The following is an 18,783-nucleotide window of genomic DNA, read 5'->3' on the forward strand; positions in this document are numbered from 1 at the left end:
CCGACGACGGACGGGAGGCGCGGTGCCAGGTGGCACCGCGCCTCCCGTCCGTCAGGTCAGTCAGTCCGGGAACGCCGCACGGACGGCGCACCGCTCAGGCGGTCGCGTCCTGACGCGACTCCTGCTCCAACCGGGCGATCCGGACGAGCGCCGCGCGCTCGGTGCCCGGGGTCGTCCCCAGCACCGCGCCGATGCCGTCGAGCACCACGCCGGCGACCTGCCGCACCGGCAGCTGCACGGGCCCGACCCCGGGCGTCCGCAGCGCGAGCATCGACCGGTGTCGCGGGTCGAGCGACGCGACCGCTCCGTCGAACAACGCCCGGTAGCCCGGTCGGAGGAGCCTGGCGAGCGGGGGGTCCTTGATGAACCGGACCACGTCGTGCGTCCGGGCGTCGGCCTTGAGCTCGCCGCGGTCGAGGTACCCGTTCATCTGTGCTCGGAGTTCGGCGTCCGACTCCGGAGCGTCCTCCACCCCCATCAGTCGCCCGGCGACCGCCCACTCGCGCACGTAGGCGTCGGCACCACCCGGGATGGGCTTGCCCCACACCTGGGCGCTCCGCAGGAAGGCATCGGTGAAGGCGAGGTGCACCCACCGCGCCAGGTCGGGGTCGTTCGCGGCGTACGGCTTCGTCACGCCGTGGCCGTCCACGTACTCGCCGACCACCCGCTCGTGGAGCTTCCGCACCCACTGGCTGGCGTGCGTGGCCTGCTGCGTGTCGCCGTGCGAGACCGTGTAGATCCACCGGATGGTGCCGGCGAGGCGGCCGAACGGGTCCTCGCGGTAGCGCGAGTGGTCGGCCACCCCGGCGAGGGCCCCCGGGTGCAGCGCCTGCACGAGCAGCGCCCGGACCCCCGCGAGCACGGTGTGGTTGCCGCCGTGCACGGCCCAGGTCGCGGAGCCCGGGCCGAAGAAGCCCGCGTCGGAGCCCTGTTCGAGCTCGTCGATCCAGGCGGGACGCTCGGTCGCGCCGTTGGTGAAGGTGTCGTTGAGGCGGGAGCGGAACGCGTCGGACACGGAAGCCATGCACCCATCGTCCGTCGTGCCCCTGACAACGAGCACGGCTCCGCCGGTAGGTTGGCCGGGTGAGCATCGACACGCCTCGTCCCTGGCTTGCCTCGTACGCCCCGGGGGTCCCGCACGACATCGACGAGCCCACGGGCTCGCTCTCCGACATCGTGGAGCAGTCCGCGGACCGCTTCCCGGGGAAGGTGGCGCTCGAGTTCTTCGGCAGGACGACGTCGTACGCCGACCTGCAGGAGCAGATCCTGCGGGCCGCGAACGGCCTGCGGAAGCTCGGCGTCGGCGCCGGCGACCGGGTGGCGATCGTGCTGCCGAACTGCCCGCAGCACGTGGTGGCGTTCTACGCGGTGCTCCGGCTCGGGGCGATCGTCGTCGAGCACAACCCGCTCTACACGGCGCGCGAGCTCCGGCACCAGTTCGAGGACCACGGCGCGAAGGTCGCGATCGCGTGGGACAAGTCCGTCTCCACGCTCCAAGACTTCCCCGCGGACCTGCGCCTCGACGCGATCGTCTCCGTCGACCTGACGCGCGCGATGCCCCGTGCGACCCGCATCGCCCTGTCGCTGCCGGTGGCCAAGGCCCGCGAGTCGCGCGCGAAGCTCACCACGAGCGTGCGTGGCACGACGAAGTGGGACGACCTCGTCTCGACGCGCAAGCTGTCGAAGCGTCACCCGCGCCCGGCCACCACCGACGTCGCGCTCATCCAGTACACGTCCGGCACCACCGGGGTGCCGAAGGGTGCGGTGCTGAGCCACCGGAACCTGCTCGCCAACGCCGCGCAGGCACGGGCGTGGGTCCCGACGATCCGCCGGGGCGACAACACGGTGTACGCGGTGCTGCCGATGTTCCACGCCTACGGCCTGACGCTGTGCCTGACCTTCGCGATGAGCATGGCCTCGCGGCTGGTGCTCTTCCCGGCGTTCGACCCGGCACTCGTCCTCAAGGCGATGAAGAAGCACCCGCCGACGTTCCTGCCGGCCGTGCCGCCGATCTACACCCGACTGCAGCACGCGGCGGACTCGGCGAAGGTGTCGCTGCAGGGCATCGAGATCGGCATCTCGGGCGCCATGCCGTTGTCGCAGAGCGTCGTCGAGCCGTGGGAGGCCCGGACGGGCGGCTACCTCGTCGAGGGCTACGGCCTGTCCGAGTGCTCCCCCGTCCTCATGGCGAACCCGGTCTCCCCGGAGCGTCGCCTCGGCGCGATCGGACTGCCGCTGTCGTCCACCGAGGCCCGCGTGGTCGACCCGGACGACCAGACGAAGGTGCTCGGCACGGGCGAGGCCGGCGAGCTGCAGGTCAGGGGCCCGCAGGTGTTCCGCGGCTACTGGGGCAAGGCCGAGGCCACCGACGAGGTCTTCACGCCCGACGGCTGGTTCCGCACCGGTGACGTCGTGTCGATCGACGCGGACGGCTTCGTCAGCATCGTCGACCGGCTCAAGGAGCTCATCATCACCGGCGGCTTCAACGTCTCGCCGTCCGAGGTCGAGGACGCCCTGCTCAAGCACCCCAGCGTGCGCGAGGTCGCCGTCGTCGGCATCACGCAGGGCGGCAACGAGCAGGTCGTCGCGGCGGTCGTGCCGAAGGACCGGGCGTCGTTCGACGCCGAGGCGCTCCGTGCGTGGTCGCGCGAGCAGCTCGCGGCCTACAAGGTGCCGCGGCGCATCGTCGTGGTGGAGGACCTGCCGCGCTCGATGATCGGCAAGGTGCTCCGCCGCAAGGTGCGGGACCAGATCACCGCGAAGTAGGCGGGCCGCTCCGTCGCGGGACCGCGAGCAGCGCGAGGCCGGCGACGACGAGCGCGATCCCGAGCCACCCGGCACCGCCGAGGTGTTCGCCGACCACGAGCACGGCGAGCACCGCGGCGACCACGGGCTCGAACAGCGACAGCAGTGTCGCGACCGAGGCGCTGACCCGCCGCAGCCCGACCGCGTACAGCGAGTGTCCGAGCACCGTCGGCACGAGCGCGAGGTACACGAACACGGGCCAGTTCGTCCCGACGACGAGCGCGTCACGTCCCGCGACCGCCGCGAGCACGACGAGCGGGACGGCAGCCAGCCCGAACACGGCGCCGACCACCCCGCGCCCGCCGGCACCGGCCGCACTGCCCGACACGGCGGTCGGCAGTGCCGGCGGCACCGGGGCCGGCCGGGTCGCCGCGTGCATCCCCCGCGCGACCGCCCACGAGTAGGTGGCGTACGTCAGTCCGGCGAGCAGTGCGCTGCCGAGCCCGAGCAGCAGGGACCCGTCGCCCGGCGCCGCCGACCTGGCGAGCGTCACGACGACCATGCCGACCACGCTCACCAGGGTGGCGACGACCCAGCGACCGGTGACGCGCCTCCCGTCCGCCGCCCACTCCACGATGCCCGCGAAGAGCGGCGACGACCCGATGGCCACCGTCGTGCCGAGCGCGACCCCCGCGTCCGCGAGCGCTGCGTAGAACGCGACCGCGTACACGACGAGCGAGACCGCGCCGAGCAGCACCCAGCTCCGTGCACCGGGTCGGACGACCGCGCGCAGCGCGGAGCGACCCGTCGTCGCGGCGAGGACGAGCCCGCCGAGACCGAACGTGACCGCACCGAAGACGAACGCGGGAACGCCGGGCGCGAAGTGGGTCGCGGTCCCCGTCGTCCCCCACACGGCGGCGGCGACGAGGACCGCCACGGGGCCGCCCACCGGACGGGAGGCACGACCCACCGCCGCCGGGTCGGTCACGACACGTGGACCGTCGGCCGCCGCCGGGTCGGTCACGACACGTGGACGGTCGGCCGCCGGTGCACGTCCGGCTCCGCCTCGCGCAGGACCTCGCGCGTCACCGGGGCGACGTCGCCGACCCCGGTGAACACGAAGCGCAGGGCGTTCTGGATCGGACTGCCCTCGTTCCACTCGAAGTAGATGCTCGGCACGACGCCGGCGATGTCCCGCACGGCGAGCAGCGTCGACGCGATGGTGTTCGGCACGTTGCCGGACCGGACGCGCAGGACACGGTGGCCCTGCACGACGTGTCCCTCGACGACCAGGTCCTCCTCGAAGTCGGACGAGTCGGCTGGCAGCACCTCGAGGAACATCGTCGGCACGCGCGCGGGGATGCCCGAGTCGCGGCGTTCCTCGCGCCCCTTCGACCGGTAGGCCTCGGCGGTCCCGGCGCCTGGCTCGTTGGCGATGATGCAGACGGAGCTGAACTGGTCGGCGTCGGCCTCGATGAACTGCCGGGCGGTCGCGTCCAGCTCGATCGACGACGCCCGGAGCTCGAACGACCGCCGCACACGGGACACCAGCGACACGACGACGATGGCGATGATGAAGACCGCGGCGATGCGGACACCGTCCGGACGTTCGATGACGTTCGCGACCGTGGTGTAGACGAACACCACCGCGATGACCCCGAAGCCGATCGTCCGCTTCTTCTGCTGCCGCCGCCGAGCCGACAGCGTCACCGCGACGGCCGCGCTGGTGATGAGCACGAGGACACCCGTGGCGTAGGCGCCGCCCTGCGCGTCGACGTTCGCCTCGAAGATGATCGTGATCGCGAAGGCGATGAGCGTGAAGATGATCACGAGCGGCCGGGTCGCACGCGCCCACTGCGGCGCCATGCCGTAGCGGGGCAGGAAGCGCGGCACGAGGTTGAGCAGACCGGCCATCGCGCTCGCGCCCGCGAACCACAGGATCGCCACCGTCGACACGTCGTAGACCGACCCGAAGACGTTGCCGAGGTACTCGTGCGCCAGGAACGCCAGGGCGCGACCGTTCGCGCCGCCGCCCGGCTGGAACTCCTGCTGCGGGATGAGGAAGGTCGTGGCGATCGAGGACGTGATGAGGAACGTGCTCATGATGATCGCGGCGGTCGTCAGCAGGCGCTTCGTGCCGCGGATCCGTCCCTCGGGGCGGCCGTCCGGGTCGTCACCGGCCCCGCCGCGCACCTGCGGCATCACCGCCACGCCCGTCTCGAAGCCGGAGAGGCCGAGCGCCAGCTTCGGGAACACGACCAGCGCGATCCCGATCATCACGAGCGGGTTGCTGTGCTGCGCGGTGAGGTTCGACCACCAGTCGCTCGCGACGACGGGACGCTCGAACACGTGCCACAGCGCCACGACGACGACGACCGCGTTGAGCAGGAGGAACACCGCGACGAGCCCGACGGCGATGCCGATGGCCTCCTTGAACCCGCGGAGGAACACGACGCCGAGCAGGAGCAGCAGCACGAGCGTGATCGGCACCGGGATCTCGGTGAACCAGTGCGGCGTGAAGGGGTTCTCGGCGATGTGCGCGGTGGCGTCGGCGGCCGAGAGCGTCATCGTGATCATGAAGTCGGTCACGGCGAACCCGAGCAGCACGAGCACGAAGAGCTTCCCGGCCCACCACGGCAGCAGCTTCTCGAGCATCATGATCGAGCCGGCACCCTTGAAGCTGTCCGACGCGACCCGTCGGTACACGGGCAGGGCGCCGAACAGGGTCACGAGCACGAGCACGATCGTCGCGATGGGCGACAGCAGCCCGGCGGCGAGCGCCGCGATGGCGGGCTGGTATCCGAGCGTCGAGAAGTAGTCGACCCCGGTCAGGCACATGACCCGCCACCACGAGTGGGTCTTCTCGACCTCGACCTGGTGAGGGCCCTGGTGCGAGGCACCCTGGTCGGCTCCGTGCAGCATCCAGCGGCGCAGCCGCACGCTGCGGTCGGAGGGTCGCCCGGTGGCGCCGCCCTGGGCGGCACGCTCGGCTTCGGTCGCGGTCACGAGAGTCGATGGTAAGCGGTCCCGACGACCCTCGGGCACCCCACGACCGGGTCTGTGGACGGCGCCTCAGCCCGCGCTGATCCTGGTGTACTTCCGCACCGACAGCGGCACGAACACCACGAGCAGCACCACGATCCCGATCAGCACCGTCACGACCGGGTGCTGCATCGTCCAGACGTCGGGGACGGGAGCCGTGCCGACGTTGCCGAACAGCTCCCGTGCGGCCTGCACGAGCGACGACACGGGGTTCCACTCGGCGAACACCCGCAGCACGAGCGGCATCGTCTCGCTCGGCACGAAGGCGTTCGAGATGAACGTCAGCGGGAACAGCACCATGAAGGACGCGTTGTTGATGACCTCCGGCGTCCGGACGCTCATTCCGAGCAGCGCCATCACCCAGCTGAACGCGTAGCTGAAGAGCAGGAGCAGCCCGACCCCGGCGAGGAACTCGTGCGGTGCGGACCCGACCCGCCACCCGACCGCCAGCCCGGTCAGCATCATGATCACCATCGAGATCGCGTTGAGCACCAGGTCCGAGTTCGTGCGCCCGACGAGCACCGCCGACGCCGACATCGGCAGGGTCCGGAAGCGGTCGATCAGGCCCTCCTTGAGGTCCTGCGCCATCGCCGACCCCGAGAAGGTCGCCCCGAACACGACGGTCTGCGCGAAGATCCCCGCCATCAGGAACTGCGTGTAGTCGGTCCCCCGCACCTGGATCGCCCCGCCGTAGACCTGGCTGAAGAGCAGCACGAACATGATCGGCTGCAGCACCGCGAAGACGAGCATGTCCGGGGACCGCTTGATCTTCGTCAGGTTCCGTCGCGTGACGGTCCAGCCGTCCTCGAACCAGATCGCGACGGGCGAGGTCACGACCACCGGCAGCTGCTGCCGCGACGCGCCGACGGCGGTCACCGGACACGCTCCGGGGTGCTGTCGTTCGTCTCCCCCGTGGCTCCCACCGTGTCGCGTCGCCCCGGCCGGGAGGAACGTCCCGCGCCCGCCCCGCCGCCACCGTCCGGCGCGTCCTCCTCGTCCGCCGTGGCGGCGTGTCCCGTGAGGCGCAGGAAGACGTCGTCCAGCGTCGGGCGTCGCATGCCGGCGTCGTGCAGCCGGATGCCCGCCTCGCCCAGGTCGGCGAGGACCCGCTGGAGCGCCTGCGGTCCGGCCTCGACCGCGATGCCGGAGGTGCGCCCGTCGGCCGACGTCTCCACGTCCCCGACGCCGTGGCGGCGCAGGGCGGTGACCACGGCCTCCCGGTCGTCCTCGTCCACCAGGGTGACCACCACGCGGTGTCCACCGACCTGTGCCTTGAGCTGGTCGGCGGTGCCCTCGGCGATCACCCGTCCGTCGTCGATCACGGCGATGTCGTCGGCGAGCTGGTCGGCCTCCTCGAGGTACTGCGTCGTGAGCAGCACGGTGGCGCCGTCGCCGACCAGGCCCTCGATGATCGCCCAGAGGGCCAGGCGACTCCGGGGATCCAGTCCGGTGGTCGGCTCGTCGAGGAACAGCACGCGCGGGTTCGTGACGAGCGCACCGGCGAGGTCGATGCGCCGACGCATGCCGCCGGAGAAGCCCTTCACGGGTCGGTCTCCGGCCTCGGACAGGTCGAACACCTCGATGAGTTCGCGCGCCCGCTGCCGCGCTGCCCGTCGACCGAGGTGGTACAGCCGGCCGATCATCTCGAGGTTCTCGGCCCCGGTGAGGTTCTCATCGACAGCGGCGTACTGCCCCGAGACACCGATGGACCGGCGGGTGGCCTGCGGGTCGGCGACCACGTCGATGCCGTCGATCGTCGCCCGGCCGGAATCCGGGGTGACGAGCGTCGTGAGGACCTTCACGGTGGTGGTCTTGCCCGCGCCGTTCGGTCCGAGCAGCGCCGTGACGGTGCCCTCGGGGACGGACAGGTCGAGCCCGGCCAGTGCGTGCACCGGACCCGAGCGCGATCGGTAGGTCTTGGTCAGCCCGGAGGCTTCGATGATGGCCATGTCGCTCCCTCGTCGGCCACGTCGGTGTGGTGTGGGGTCGGAGGGAGCGACGACGTCACTCAGACGTCGAAGTCACCACCGAAGTCGCCGAAGCCGCCGCCGCCGAAGTCTCCGCCGCCGTCGTCCCAGCCCGCGTTCTCGTACCCGCCGCCGTCGAACGCGCCCGCATCGGACGCCCCGCCGTCACCGGAGTCGGCACCAGTGTCCTCCGAACCGCCGTCGCCCGCAGCATCGGTACCGCCGTCGAACGATCCGGCGTCGGGCAGGAAGGCGCTCATGATCGCCGAGCCGATGACGTACCCGGCGACCGTGCCGAGGATCGAGGCGCCGATCATCCGGCCGAACGACGGACCACCGCGCTGACCCATCGCTCCCGCGCCGCCGTTCATGCCACCGAGCGAGCGCTCCATGAAGCCGGGCTGCCGGATCTCCGAGCGGGTCGCCGCCTGGGCGAGGGACCGCGGGTCGTCCCCGCGGGGGGCCTCGCCGTCCGGGGCGCTGCGGGTGAACTCGTCGTAGACCATCCGACGCTGCTCGGGCGTCAGGGTCGCGAAGGCCTCGGCGTGGACCTCCTCGATGCGCTCCGGCGGCGCCGTGCGGAGCAGGTAGCGGTAGCGCTCGACGGCGCGCTCGTCGTCGGTGGACGCTGCACCCTGCGGTCCGCCCGGCTGCTGTCCGCCGTACTGCTGGCCGCCGTACTGCTGTCCGCTGGGCTGAGCGGGACCGCCCCACTGCGGGGTCCCGTACTGCTGGCCGCCGTACTGCTGGCCCTGCTGGGTCCCGTACTGCTGGGCTCCGTACTGCTGGTCGCCGTCCTGCTGTCCCTGCTGGACGGGCGGCACCTGGTACGACTGCTGTCCGTACCGGTAGCCCTGCTGCTGCTGCGGCTGCTGCTGCGGCTGGCCCCACCCGCCCTGCTGGTCGCGGTCGCGCTCGGGACGGCCGAGCAGTCGGTCGAGGAATCCCATGTCGTTGCTCCTTCGGTGCGGTCCGCCCCGGTCGGGAGGGTCCGTCGGTGCCACCCTAGGGAGCGCCGGCGACCGCTGACTGTGCGACCGCACAGAACTGGCCGAGAGCGGTGTCGGCGCGCGCCGAGTGCCGTCGACCCGGCACTGGAGCGTTCGTCGGCGGGACTCGGGCGGGCGACGAGGACGGGGCTCCCTCCACGGCGACGAGCGCCGGCGACTGCTCAGGCGCGCCCGCGACCCCGCCGCCCGGTGCGGAGGACGAGCCCGGCGAGCAGCCGCCACCCCAGCAGGAAGACCGCGAGCGAGATCGTCGCGACGATGACGAACGACAGGGGCAGCGGATCCCCCGCGACGTCGCCCTGCCCGGTCAGCACGCGGAGCAGCATCCCGATCGCGACCGTCGCCACCCACACCACCACACCGGTCGGCCACACCCTGAGCGGACGCCGCCAACCGCGCACGACCAGGTACCCGACGAGCCAGCCGGCCAGGAACGGGTACGCCGTCGTCCACAGTCCGGTGAGCGACGAGGCCTCGGCGTGGGAGGACCGCCCGATGAGCGCGAAGGCGACGATGAGGACGATGTCGACGACGGCTGCGAGCCAGCCCCAGGTGCGAGTCACCCGACCATTCTCGCGCGGTCGGAGCGCTGCTCGTGACCCCCGCCCGGTCGTCGCACCCACCCCGTCGTGACCCTGCGCCGTCGTTGCCCTGCCCGTCGTGACCCAGTCCGTCGTGACGCTGCCCGTCGTGACCCAGTCCTGCCGGGGCCCGCGCTCAGAACAGCCCGGGGCGACCGTTCTCCTCCGGCAGGTCGAACCCGCGGAACATGTCGGACACGAGCGCCGCGATCTGCGGTTCGACCAGGCGTTCGACGGCCTCGGCGATCCGCGGACGGTGCTCGACGAGGGCCAGGCACACGGCCGTCCCCGTGGCGCGCGCACACTCGTCGGACAGGGCGATCTCGTGCCGCAGTGCGGCCTTCGCCTCGTCGGACAGCGGTTCGCGCGGCGTCTGTTCCCCCGCCCCCGTGCCGGTCATCTCGTCGAGGGTGAACAGGAACGGCTCCCCGGGCGACGGCTCCGGGTCCACGTCGAGTCCCTGGAACTCCGGCGACAGGCCCTCGGTCGGCTGGTAGCCCGCGTGCCGCTTCCGCGCGGCGGCCCGTTCGAGCTCACGGTGCAGCAGCGGGAGGTTCTTCGCGGTGTACTCGTCGACGGCGTCCTCGACGATGGTCGAGATCCGACCGATCAACGCGTGCTGGACGGCGTGCGGCACGTCCGGGCCGAAGCCCGCTGCCGAGGCGATCGGAGAACCGGTGCACTTCCGGCAGATCCGCGTCCGCGGGCGGGCGGTCCCGATCTGCCAGCGCGGCAGCCAGCGCAACCACACGTCGACCGCGCTCCGCACGCGACCGTCGATGCCGTCCATCCCTCAACAGTAGGCCGCGCGGCGCGGTTGCCCCCGGAGCGCGCCCGAGCGGGCGGAAACGCGCCGCGCTCGCCGAGCGGCCCGCACGTTCCGCCCCCTCGTCGGCCCGGCGCGGTGCGGCGAGCGGCCAGGTGTGCCGCGAGCGGGCGGAAACGCCTGCCGGACCGGTCGCGCAGGTGCGAGTTCCGCCCGCTCGGGTGAGCGTCCGGCACCACCCGGCGAGCGGGCGGAACGGCCGAGCAGCCCTGCGCGGACCTGCGCGTTCCGCCCTCTCGCGCTCGGTACCGGACGCGCGAGCGGACACGTCGCGCGAGCGGGCGGAACCGGCGACCGGACCGGGCGCGGGAGTACGCGTTCCGCCCGCTCGCGATGGTCGCCGGACGCGGGGGCCGGCGAGCGGGCGGAACCGGCGACCGGACCGGGCGCGGGAGTACGCGATCCGCCCGCTCGCGATGGCCGCCAGACGCGGGGGCCGGCGAACGGGCGGAACCGGCGACCGGGCCGGGCGCGGGAGTACGCGATCCGCCCGCTCGCGATGGTCGCCGGACGCGGGGGCCGGCGAGCGGGAAGGAACGGCAGCAGAGGTGGTCCGCCCCCGCCGGTTCCGCCCGCTCGGCGAACGGGACGGACGGGAGGCACGGGTCGGCCCCGCCTCGGTCGATCCGGCCCCGGGTGGTGCCGTGCTCAGGCCCGCGGCTCGGTCACGAAGTCGATGAGCTCCTCGACGCGCCCGAGCAGCTGTGGCTCCAGGTCGTTGAAGGTCCGGACCTGCCCGAGGATCCGCTGCCATGCACGGGCGACGTCGGCCTGCTCCGCCGCGGGCCACCCGAGGTGCTGCAGGATGCCCTTCTTCCACTCGATCGAGCGCGGGATCGTCGGCCACGCCTCGAGCCCGAGGCGCGCCGGCTTCACCGACTGCCAGACGTCGACGAACGGGTGCCCGACGACGAGGACGTGCGCGCCCCACTTCCCGCGCATCACCGCGTCGGCGAACCGGGACTCCTTCGACCCCGGGACGAGGTGGTCGACGAGCACCCCGACGCGACGCTCTCGGGTGGGCCGGAACTCGTCGAGCACGTCGGCCAGGTTGTCGACGCCCTCCAGGTACTCGACGACGACGCCCTCGACACGGAGGTCGGCGCCCCAGACCTTCTCCACGAGCTCGGCGTCGTGCCTGCCCTCGACCATGATCCGCGAGGGCAGCGCCACTCGTGCCCGCTGCTGCTCGACGGCGAACGAACCCGACGCGGTCCGGAGGCGACCACCGTCGGTCGTGTGCCGCACGGCGGGCGCGGCCCCGGGCCTCCCGTCCGCACCGGCGGCGCGAGCCGGGGGTGCAGCCGCGGCGGAACGACCGACCGGCGCCTGCGGACGACCGAGGGTGACGAGTTCGCCCTCGAGCAGGAACTGCCCGGTGAAGGGGAAGGCGCGGGTGCGACCCTTCCAGTCCTCCAGGGCGACGTTGCCCGCCTCGAGCCCGACGACGGCGCCCGCCCACCCGGAGTCGGGGTCCTCGAGCACCATGTCGCGTTCGAGCGGCACCTGCCGCACCTTCTTGACGCCCTTCGAGCGCCAGTCGCCCGAGAGCACGTCACTGCCGTACCGGTCGTCGTCCACCCGGGAAGCGTAGTGTCGACGGGTCCCGCAACGGCGCCGGCACCCTGGCGCGTCACGGTACGCGCCGCGTCCACCCCCGATCGGAAGGCCACACCGTGCGCGCAACCGTCATCCACGCCCCTCGCGACATCCGCGTCGAGGAGCGCGACACCCCCGTCCTCATCGAGCCCACCGACGCCGTCGTCAAGGTGACCGCGTCCTGCGTCTGCGGATCGGACCTCTGGCCGTACCGCGGCGTCCGCGGGACCGAGCAGGCCCACACCATCGGGCACGAGTTCGTGGGCGTCGTCGAGTCCGTCGGCGCCGACGTCACGGGCCTGTCCGCCGGCGACTTCGTCATCGCGCCGTTCACGACGAACGACGGCACCTGCCAGGCGTGCACGCACGGCATGACGAGCGGCTGCGAGCACAGCTCGATCTTCGGCGGCACGACCGACGCCTACGGCCACCCGATCGGCGGCGCCCAGTCGGAGTACGTCCGGGTGCCCGACGCCGCGGCGACGCTCGTGAAGGTCCCGGGCCCGGTGGACGACGACCTCGTGCCGTCGCTCCTCACGCTCTCCGACGTCTTCTCGACGGGACACCACGCCGCCGTGTCGGCCGAGGTCGGCCCGGGGAAGACCGTCGTGGTCGTCGGCGACGGCGCGGTCGGCCTGTCCGCGGTGCTCGCCGCCGCGCGCCTGGGCGCCGAGCGCATCATCGCGATGAGCCGGCACGCGGACCGCCAGGCACTGGCGCGGGAGTTCGGGGCGACCGACGTCGTCGAGACCCGCGGCGAGGAGGGCATCGCCGCCGTGCGCGAACTGCTCGGCGGGGAGCTCGCCGACTGCGCCCTCGAGGCCGTCGGTACCGCGGAGAGCATGGACCAGGCGCTGCGGGTCGTCCGCCCCGGCGGCAACGTCGGCTACGTCGGGGTCCCCGCGGGTGCACCCGAGCTGCCGATGCCCTTCCTGTTCGCGAAGAACATCACCGTGGGTGGCGGGATGGCCCCCGCCCGCGCGTACATCGAGGAGCTGCTGCCCGACGTGCTCTCGCGGACGATCGAGCCGGGCCGGGTGTTCGACCTCGAGCTGCCCCTCGACCAGGCCGCCGAGGCGTACGCGGCGATGGACGAGCGGCGCGCGATCAAGGTGCTGCTGCGTCCGTAGCACCGGCCGCGTCGCAGGTCCGGTCCCGCCGCTCGGTGCTCAGTCGCCGGGCGGCGGGACCGTGATCTGCTGGACGTCCGGCGCGAACTCCCGGAGGCACGCCGATGCCACCTCCGTGAACTCCGGCTCGTCCTCACGGTCGAACCGGCCGCTGCCGTGCTGTCCGGGGAAGTCCGGGTAGCCGCGCTCGCGGATGCAGGCGTCCGCGGCCTCGTACTGGCGATCCCACTCCCGCAGCTGCGCCTCGTCCGCACGCGGGATCCCCACTGCCGTCGAGCAGGCTCCCGCTGCCTCCGAGAACGCCGCTTCGTCGGCTCCCGAGGGTACCTTCGACAGACCGGACTCGGCCTGACGGTCGGTGACGTCCTCGACGTCGTAGCCCTTCCCGCGCATGCAGGCGGACCACCGTTCACCGGCCCCGGCGGTCGCGCGATCGTCCGGCGGCGGGGCAGTGCCCGCACACGCGGTCAGTGCGGCCGACGCCGCGATGATCGAGGTCAGCAGGACGGCGTCGCGCGCAGCGCGGCGGAACAGCGAGGGAGTCACGGGTCGAGCGTCCCGCAGCGGCTGTTTCGCGAGCGTTACGCGTCGCGGACCGCGAGCACACGGTGCGGCGCCGCCCGCTCGGCCCTCCACCCCGCGGGGAGCGCCTCCTGCAGCTCCGGCACGGTGAACGACCGGCGGATGGAGCGGAGTCCGTCCACCCGGACGAACGTCCCGGCGGACACGAGCGGGGATGCCAGCGCGTACGCGCGGTAGGCCTGCCGCGACCGACGGATGTCCGAGTGGAGGCTCCGACCGGTGGCCAGCTGCTCGGAGTCCGACAGGAAGGCCGCTCGGGCGTCGTCGTCCAGGTGGTGCAGCACGTGGTTCGACACGACGACGTCGAACCGCTCCCCCGCGGCGACGAGGTCCGTGCTCGACGCCTGCCGGAAGGTCACCCCGCGCGCTGTCGACCGTCGGGCTGCAGCGATGGCGCGGTCGTCCGGGTCGACCCCGACGACCTCGAGCGAGAGCCCGTCACTGCCCGCCCACCGCACGAGCGAGCGCGCCAGGTCGCCGCCACCGCAGCCGAGGTCGAGCACCCGCGCACGACCGCTCGGTGGCAGCGCGGGGACGACGTGCGTCCGCCAGACCGCCCGCCACCCGCTGACCAGCGCGTTCACCACGGCGAACCGCCGGAACGTCCGGTCGAGCACCCGCGGGTCGCACCCGGGGTCGTCCATCAGCTCCTGCAGGACCGTGTCCCGCTGTCGGAGGTCGACCGCTCGGGCGCCGGGCTCACGTCCGCCGTCCGTGCCGCGCACGGTCCGTGGCCGGTCCGTCACGCCTCGACCGCCGTGAGCCTCGCGCTCTCCACCGTCAGCCCGGGACCGAACGCGACGGCCGCGACCGGCGATCCGGGCGCGAGGCCCTGCTCGACGGCGTCGCGGAGCACGAACAGCACCGTCGCGCTCGACATGTTGCCGTGGTCGCGGAGCACGGCGCGGCTCGACGCGACCGCGCCGTCGGGCAGCTCGAGGGCGTCCTGCGCCCGGTCCAGGATCGCCCGTCCACCGGGGTGCACCGCCCACACCGGCACGTCGGCAAAGGTCTCGCCCTCGCCGAGCAGCGCGGTGACGGCAGCCGGCACGTGCACACCGACGAGCTTCGGGACGGCGGTGGAGAGCACCATCTCGAAGCCCTCGTCACCGATGTTCCACGCCATCTCGGACGCACCCTCGGGCACCGTCGCCGTCGCGAACCGCTCGATGCGCAGGCCCGGCCCGCCCGCCGCGACGACCGCTGCCGCCGCGCCGTCGCCGAAGACGCTGTTCGCGACGATCTGGTCCGGGTCGTCCGACGCGCGGACGTGCAGGGTGCAGAGTTCCGCGCAGACGACGAGCACGACCGCGTCGGGGTCCGCCTCGGCGAAGGCCGCCGCGATCCGCAGCGCCGGGAAGGCGGCGCAGCACCCCATGAAGCCGATGTGGTGTCGGAACACCCCGGCGGGCAGTCCGAGCTGGTCGACGACGTCGATGTCCGGTCCGGGCTGCGTGAACCCCGTGCACGAGACGGTCACCAGGTGGGTGACGTGGTCCGGTGCCACCCCGGCGCGCTCGACGGCGTCACGGGCGGCCGCGACGAAGAGCGCCGGAGCGAGGTCCCGGTAGCGGTCGTTGCGTGTGCCGGTGGACGGTGAGACGAGCGTTCCGGAGTCCTGTCGGAAGAGGCCGCCGGGCCGCGAGGCGTCGAGCTCCTCGATCACCGTGTGCCGGTGCTCCACGGCGGATGCGTCGAACGCCGCGGGCACGATCCGTGCGCCGAGGCGGCCGAGGCCGGGCTGCCCGGCGAACAGGTCACGCACCGAACCCTGGTCGAGGGTGGTGTCGGGGACGGCGGTCCCGATGGCGCGGATCGTTGCGGTCACGACCCATCCTGTCACCGGGTCGCTGACACGTCCCCAGGTTGGTCCGGTCCGGTCGGTGCCGCGACGGACGGGAGGCACGGTGCCAGCCGGCCCCGTGCCTCCCGTCCGTCGCGGCCGGACGCTACGACTGCTGCGCGCGCTCCAGGACCAGCTCGCGGACGCGGGCCGCGTCGGCCTGTCCCTGCATCGCCTTCATGACCGCGCCGATGATCGCGCCGGCTGCCTGGACCTTGCCGTCCTGGATCTTGGCGAGGACGTCCGGCTGGGCGGCGAGCGCCTGGTCGACCGCTGCGGTGAGGGCCGAGTCGTCGGAGACGACCTTGAGCCCACGGGCCTCGACGACCTGCGCCGGCGACCCCTCGCCCGCGATGACCCCCTCGAGCACCTGGCGCGCCAGACGGTCGGTCAGGTCACCGGACTCGACGAGCGCGATCGTCTCGGCGACGTGCTGCGGCGACACGAGGTCACCCGCTGCGGCGTCCTGCGCGTTCGCGACGCGGCTGATCTCGCCCGTCCACCACTTGCGCGCGGCCTGCGGGGAGGCACCGGCGGCGACCGTCGCCTCGACCTCGTCGAGCAGCCCGCCGTTGACGACGTCCTGGAACTCGAGGTCGCTGAAGCCCCAGTCCCCCTTGAGACGGCGGCGACGTGCGACGGGCGCCTCGGGCAGGGATGCCCGGAGTTCCTCGATGACCGCGGGGTCCGGCACGACCGGCAGCAGGTCGGGCTCCGGGAAGTAGCGGTAGTCGTCGGCGTCCGACTTCGGGCGGCCGGCCGAGGTGCGCCCGGTGTCCTCGTGCCAGTGCCGCGTCTCCTGCGTGATCGTGCCACCCGCGGCGAGGATCGCGGCCTGGCGCTGGATCTCGTAGCGGATGGCGCGCTCGACGGCGCGGAACGAGTTGACGTTCTTCGTCTCGGTGCGGGTACCCAGCTTCTCCTGACCCCAGGGGCGCAGCGAGATGTTCGCGTCGCAGCGCAGGTTGCCGCGCTCCATGCGGGCCTCGGAGACGCCGAGCGCGCGGACCAGGTCACGGATGACCTGGACGTACGCGGCGCCGAGCTCGGGAGCACGGTCCTTCGCGCCGAAGATCGGCTTGGTGACGATCTCGACGAGCGGGACGCCGGCGCGGTTGTAGTCGACGAGCGAGTACTCGGCGCCCTGGATGCGACCGGTGGCACCACCGACGTGCGTCAGCTTGCCCGCGTCCTCCTCCATGTGGGCGCGCTCGATCGGCACCTGGAAGATGGTGCCGTCGGCGAGCTCGACCTCGACCTCACCCTCGAACGCGATCGGCTCGTCGTACTGCGAGATCTGGTAGTTCTTCGGGTTGTCCGGGTAGTAGTAGTTCTTCCGGGCGAACCGCGAGGACTCCGCGATCGAGCAGCCGAGCGCGAGCCCGAGCTGGATCGAGTAGCGCACGGCCTGCTCGTTCACGACCGGCAGCGACCCGGGCAGCCCGAGGTCGACCGGGGTCACGTTCGTGTTGGGCTCGCCACCGAAGAAGTTCGGGGCGTCCGAGAACATCTTGGTCTTCGTCGCGAGTTCGACGTGGACCTCGAAGCCGAGCACCGGCTCGAAGCGCTCGAGCGCCTCGTCGAAGTCCATCAGCGCGTCCTTCTGCGCCATCAGATCACACCTTCCTGCGCAGCGGACTGCTGAGACTGGTCGAGGTCCGGGATGCTGTCGATGAGCGGGCGACCCCACTGCTGCTCGAGCAGACGCTCGAGCGCGGCGCCGTACCGGTAGAGGCGGGCGTCCTCGCGCTGCGGCGCCATGAGCTGCACACCGGTCGGCAGCGAGTCCTCGGGCGCGAGGCCGTTCGGGATGCTCATGCCGGGCACGCCGGCGAGGTTCGCCGGGATCGTTGTGAGGTCGTTGAGGTACATCGACAGCGGGTCGTCGAGGCGCTCCCCCAGCGGGAAGGCGGTCGTCGGCGCCGACGGGCTGATGAGCAGGTCGACCTGGTCGAACGCCGCCGCGAAGTCGCGCTGCACCAGGGTGCGGACCTTCTGCGCGGACCCGTAGTAGGCGTCGTAGTAGCCGGCGCTGAGCGCGTAGGTGCCGAGGATGATGCGGCGCTTGACCTCGGGGCCGAAGCCGGCTTCACGCGTCGCGGCCATGACGTCCTCGACGGTCGCACCGTTCTCGGGCGTGACGCGCAGGCCGAAGCGCACCGAGTCGAACTTGGCGAGGTTCGACGACGCCTCGGCCGGCAGGATCAGGTAGTACGCGCTGATCGCGTACGCGAACGACGGCGCGTCGATCTCGACGACCTCGGCGCCCGCCTGCTCGAGGATCGCGACCGTCTCCTGGAAGCGCTGCGTGACGCCGGCCTGGAAGCCCTCGCCCCCCGCGAGCTCCTTGACGACGCCGACCTTGAGCCCGCGGAGCGTGTCGGCCTGCAGGCCCTCGCGCGCAGCGGCGGCCATGGACGGCCAGGCGTCAGGGATCGACGTCGAGTCCTTCGGGTCGTGCCCGCCGATGACGTCGTGCAGCAGCGCGGCGTCGAGGACCGTGCGGGACACCGGACCGATCTGGTCGAGCGACGACGCGAGTGCGATCGCGCCGTACCGGCTGACCCCGCCGTAGGTCGGCTTCACACCGACCGTGCCCGTGACGGCACCCGGCTGGCGGATCGAGCCACCGGTGTCGGAGCCGAGGGCGAAGGGGGCCTCGTGCGCGGCGACCGCTGCCGCCGATCCCCCGCCGGAGCCGCCGGGGATCCGGTCGAGGTCCCACGGGTTGTGCGTGGGACCGTACGCCGAGAACTCGGTCGTCGAGCCCATCGCGAACTCGTCCATGTTGGTCTTGCCGAGCGGCACGAGGCCGGCGCCGCGGAGCTTCGCGACCGGGGTGGCGTCGTAGGGCGGCCGCCAGCCCTCGAGGATCTTCGACCCCGAGGTGGTCGGCATGTCCTGCGTGCACAGGACGTCCTTGATCGCGATCGGCACACCGGCGAGCGCGCCGAGGTCGTCGCCCGCGGCGCGACGCGAGTCGATCGACCGCGCTGCCGCCAGGGCGTTCTCGTTGACGTGCAGGAACGCGTGCACGTCGCCGTCGACCGCTGCGATCCGGTCGAGGTGGGCCTGCGTGGCCTCGACGCTCGAGACGTCGCGCGCCACGAGGGCGTCGGCGAGGGCGGCCGCGCTGAGGCGGGTCAGGTCGTCGGTCACTGCTCTTCTCCCAGGATTGCCGTCACGCGGAACCGTTCGCCGTCGGAGTCGGGCGCGCCGGAGAGCGCCTGCTCCTGGGTCAGCGTCTGCCCCACCACGTCGGGTCGGGTGACGTTCCCGAGCGGCACCGGGTGGCTCGTCGCCGGGACGTCGTCGGTCGCGACCTCGGCGACCTTGGCGACGCTCTCGACGATGTGCGACAGCTCCCCGGTCAGCTTCTCGATCTCGTCGGGCGTGAGTGCGATACGTGCGAGGTTCGCCAGGTGGGCGACCTGCTCGCTCGTGATGTCAGGCATGGT

Annotated in this window: 17 protein-coding genes; 2 read left to right on the top strand and 15 right to left on the bottom strand. The window is 72.7% G+C overall.

The genetic code is table 11. The features are described 5' to 3' along the window. Positions 1-94 precede the first annotated feature (94 nt). Positions 95-1,024 (bottom strand): oxygenase MpaB family protein, encoded by a 930-nt coding sequence (locus Q9R28_RS09010; protein WP_066652984.1) that lies wholly within the window; start codon positions 1,022-1,024, stop codon positions 95-97. 59 nt (positions 1,025-1,083) lie between these two features. Here Q9R28_RS09010 and Q9R28_RS09015 point away from each other — a divergent pair, with 59 nt between their 5' ends. Then, positions 1,084-2,766, top strand: coding sequence for a long-chain-fatty-acid--CoA ligase (locus tag Q9R28_RS09015; protein WP_209683549.1), 1,683 nt, complete (start codon positions 1,084-1,086; stop codon positions 2,764-2,766). On the opposite strand, the gene Q9R28_RS09020 is transcribed toward Q9R28_RS09015, so the two are convergent. From Q9R28_RS09020 to Q9R28_RS09055, 8 genes are all read right to left on the bottom strand, one after another. Then, positions 2,753-3,733, bottom strand: coding sequence for an EamA family transporter (locus Q9R28_RS09020; RefSeq protein WP_209683552.1), 981 nt, complete (start codon positions 3,731-3,733; stop codon positions 2,753-2,755). The genes Q9R28_RS09015 and Q9R28_RS09020 overlap by 14 nt on opposite strands. Before the next feature lie 32 nt (positions 3,734-3,765). Beyond that, on the bottom strand, positions 3,766-5,751 hold the full coding sequence (locus Q9R28_RS09025) for an amino acid transporter (protein ID WP_209683555.1): 1,986 nt from the start codon (positions 5,749-5,751) through the stop codon (positions 3,766-3,768). Between the two features lie 66 nt (positions 5,752-5,817). Next, on the bottom strand, positions 5,818-6,663 hold the full coding sequence (locus tag Q9R28_RS09030; RefSeq protein WP_066652975.1) for an ABC transporter permease: 846 nt from the start codon (positions 6,661-6,663) through the stop codon (positions 5,818-5,820). Next, a complete protein-coding gene (locus Q9R28_RS09035; RefSeq protein WP_311205925.1) occupies positions 6,660-7,736 on the bottom strand; it encodes an ATP-binding cassette domain-containing protein in 1,077 nt (358 codons plus the stop codon). Before Q9R28_RS09035 ends, Q9R28_RS09030 begins: the two co-directional genes overlap by 4 nt. A gap of 59 nt (positions 7,737-7,795) precedes the next feature. Next, the gene (locus Q9R28_RS09040; protein WP_311205926.1) at positions 7,796-8,704 is read right to left on the bottom strand and encodes a hypothetical protein; all 909 of its coding nucleotides are present in this window, start codon (positions 8,702-8,704) and stop codon (positions 7,796-7,798) included. 221 nt (positions 8,705-8,925) lie between these two features. Next, positions 8,926-9,327 carry a DUF3054 domain-containing protein gene (locus Q9R28_RS09045; protein ID WP_066652973.1) on the bottom strand — a complete coding sequence of 134 codons (402 nt, stop codon included), beginning with the start codon at positions 9,325-9,327 and terminating at the stop codon, positions 8,926-8,928. 154 nt (positions 9,328-9,481) lie between these two features. Then, positions 9,482-10,135, bottom strand: a complete 654-nt coding sequence (locus tag Q9R28_RS09050) for a spermidine/putrescine ABC transporter substrate-binding protein (RefSeq protein WP_066652971.1) — start codon at positions 10,133-10,135, stop codon at positions 9,482-9,484. 684 nt (positions 10,136-10,819) lie between these two features. Beyond that, positions 10,820-11,752, bottom strand: coding sequence for a DUF3097 domain-containing protein (locus Q9R28_RS09055; protein ID WP_251154738.1), 933 nt, complete (start codon positions 11,750-11,752; stop codon positions 10,820-10,822). A 95-nt stretch (positions 11,753-11,847) separates the two neighbouring features. Here Q9R28_RS09055 and Q9R28_RS09060 point away from each other — a divergent pair, with 95 nt between their 5' ends. Further along, positions 11,848-12,900, top strand: a complete 1,053-nt coding sequence (locus Q9R28_RS09060) for a zinc-dependent alcohol dehydrogenase family protein (protein ID WP_066652958.1) — start codon at positions 11,848-11,850, stop codon at positions 12,898-12,900. A 39-nt stretch (positions 12,901-12,939) separates the two neighbouring features. Here the strand turns inward: Q9R28_RS09060 and Q9R28_RS09065 are convergent, their stop codons facing one another. From Q9R28_RS09065 to gatC, 6 genes are all read right to left on the bottom strand, one after another. Continuing rightward, positions 12,940-13,446: a hypothetical protein gene (locus tag Q9R28_RS09065; protein WP_066652955.1), complete on the bottom strand. Its 507-nt coding sequence runs from the start codon at positions 13,444-13,446 to the stop codon at positions 12,940-12,942. Positions 13,447-13,481: 35 nt separating this feature from the next. Continuing rightward, positions 13,482-14,228 (bottom strand): methyltransferase domain-containing protein, encoded by a 747-nt coding sequence (locus Q9R28_RS09070; protein ID WP_268746770.1) that lies wholly within the window; start codon positions 14,226-14,228, stop codon positions 13,482-13,484. Next, positions 14,225-15,310 (bottom strand): type III polyketide synthase, encoded by a 1,086-nt coding sequence (locus Q9R28_RS09075; RefSeq protein WP_066652945.1) that lies wholly within the window; start codon positions 15,308-15,310, stop codon positions 14,225-14,227. The genes Q9R28_RS09070 and Q9R28_RS09075 overlap by 4 nt, the downstream gene beginning before the upstream one ends. A gap of 121 nt (positions 15,311-15,431) precedes the next feature. Beyond that, on the bottom strand, positions 15,432-16,937 hold the full coding sequence (gene gatB, locus Q9R28_RS09080) for an Asp-tRNA(Asn)/Glu-tRNA(Gln) amidotransferase subunit GatB (protein ID WP_066652943.1): 1,506 nt from the start codon (positions 16,935-16,937) through the stop codon (positions 15,432-15,434). Further along, positions 16,937-18,484 carry an Asp-tRNA(Asn)/Glu-tRNA(Gln) amidotransferase subunit GatA gene (gene gatA, locus Q9R28_RS09085; RefSeq protein ID WP_311205927.1) on the bottom strand — a complete coding sequence of 516 codons (1,548 nt, stop codon included), beginning with the start codon at positions 18,482-18,484 and terminating at the stop codon, positions 16,937-16,939. Before gatA ends, gatB begins: the two co-directional genes overlap by 1 nt. Continuing rightward, on the bottom strand, positions 18,481-18,780 hold the full coding sequence (gatC, locus tag Q9R28_RS09090) for an Asp-tRNA(Asn)/Glu-tRNA(Gln) amidotransferase subunit GatC (protein ID WP_058728900.1): 300 nt from the start codon (positions 18,778-18,780) through the stop codon (positions 18,481-18,483). The genes gatA and gatC overlap by 4 nt, the downstream gene beginning before the upstream one ends. Positions 18,781-18,783: the final 3 nt, after the last annotated feature.

The sequence above is a fragment of the Curtobacterium sp. BRD11 genome (assembly GCF_031844345.1).
Classification (GTDB): domain Bacteria; phylum Actinomycetota; class Actinomycetes; order Actinomycetales; family Microbacteriaceae; genus Curtobacterium.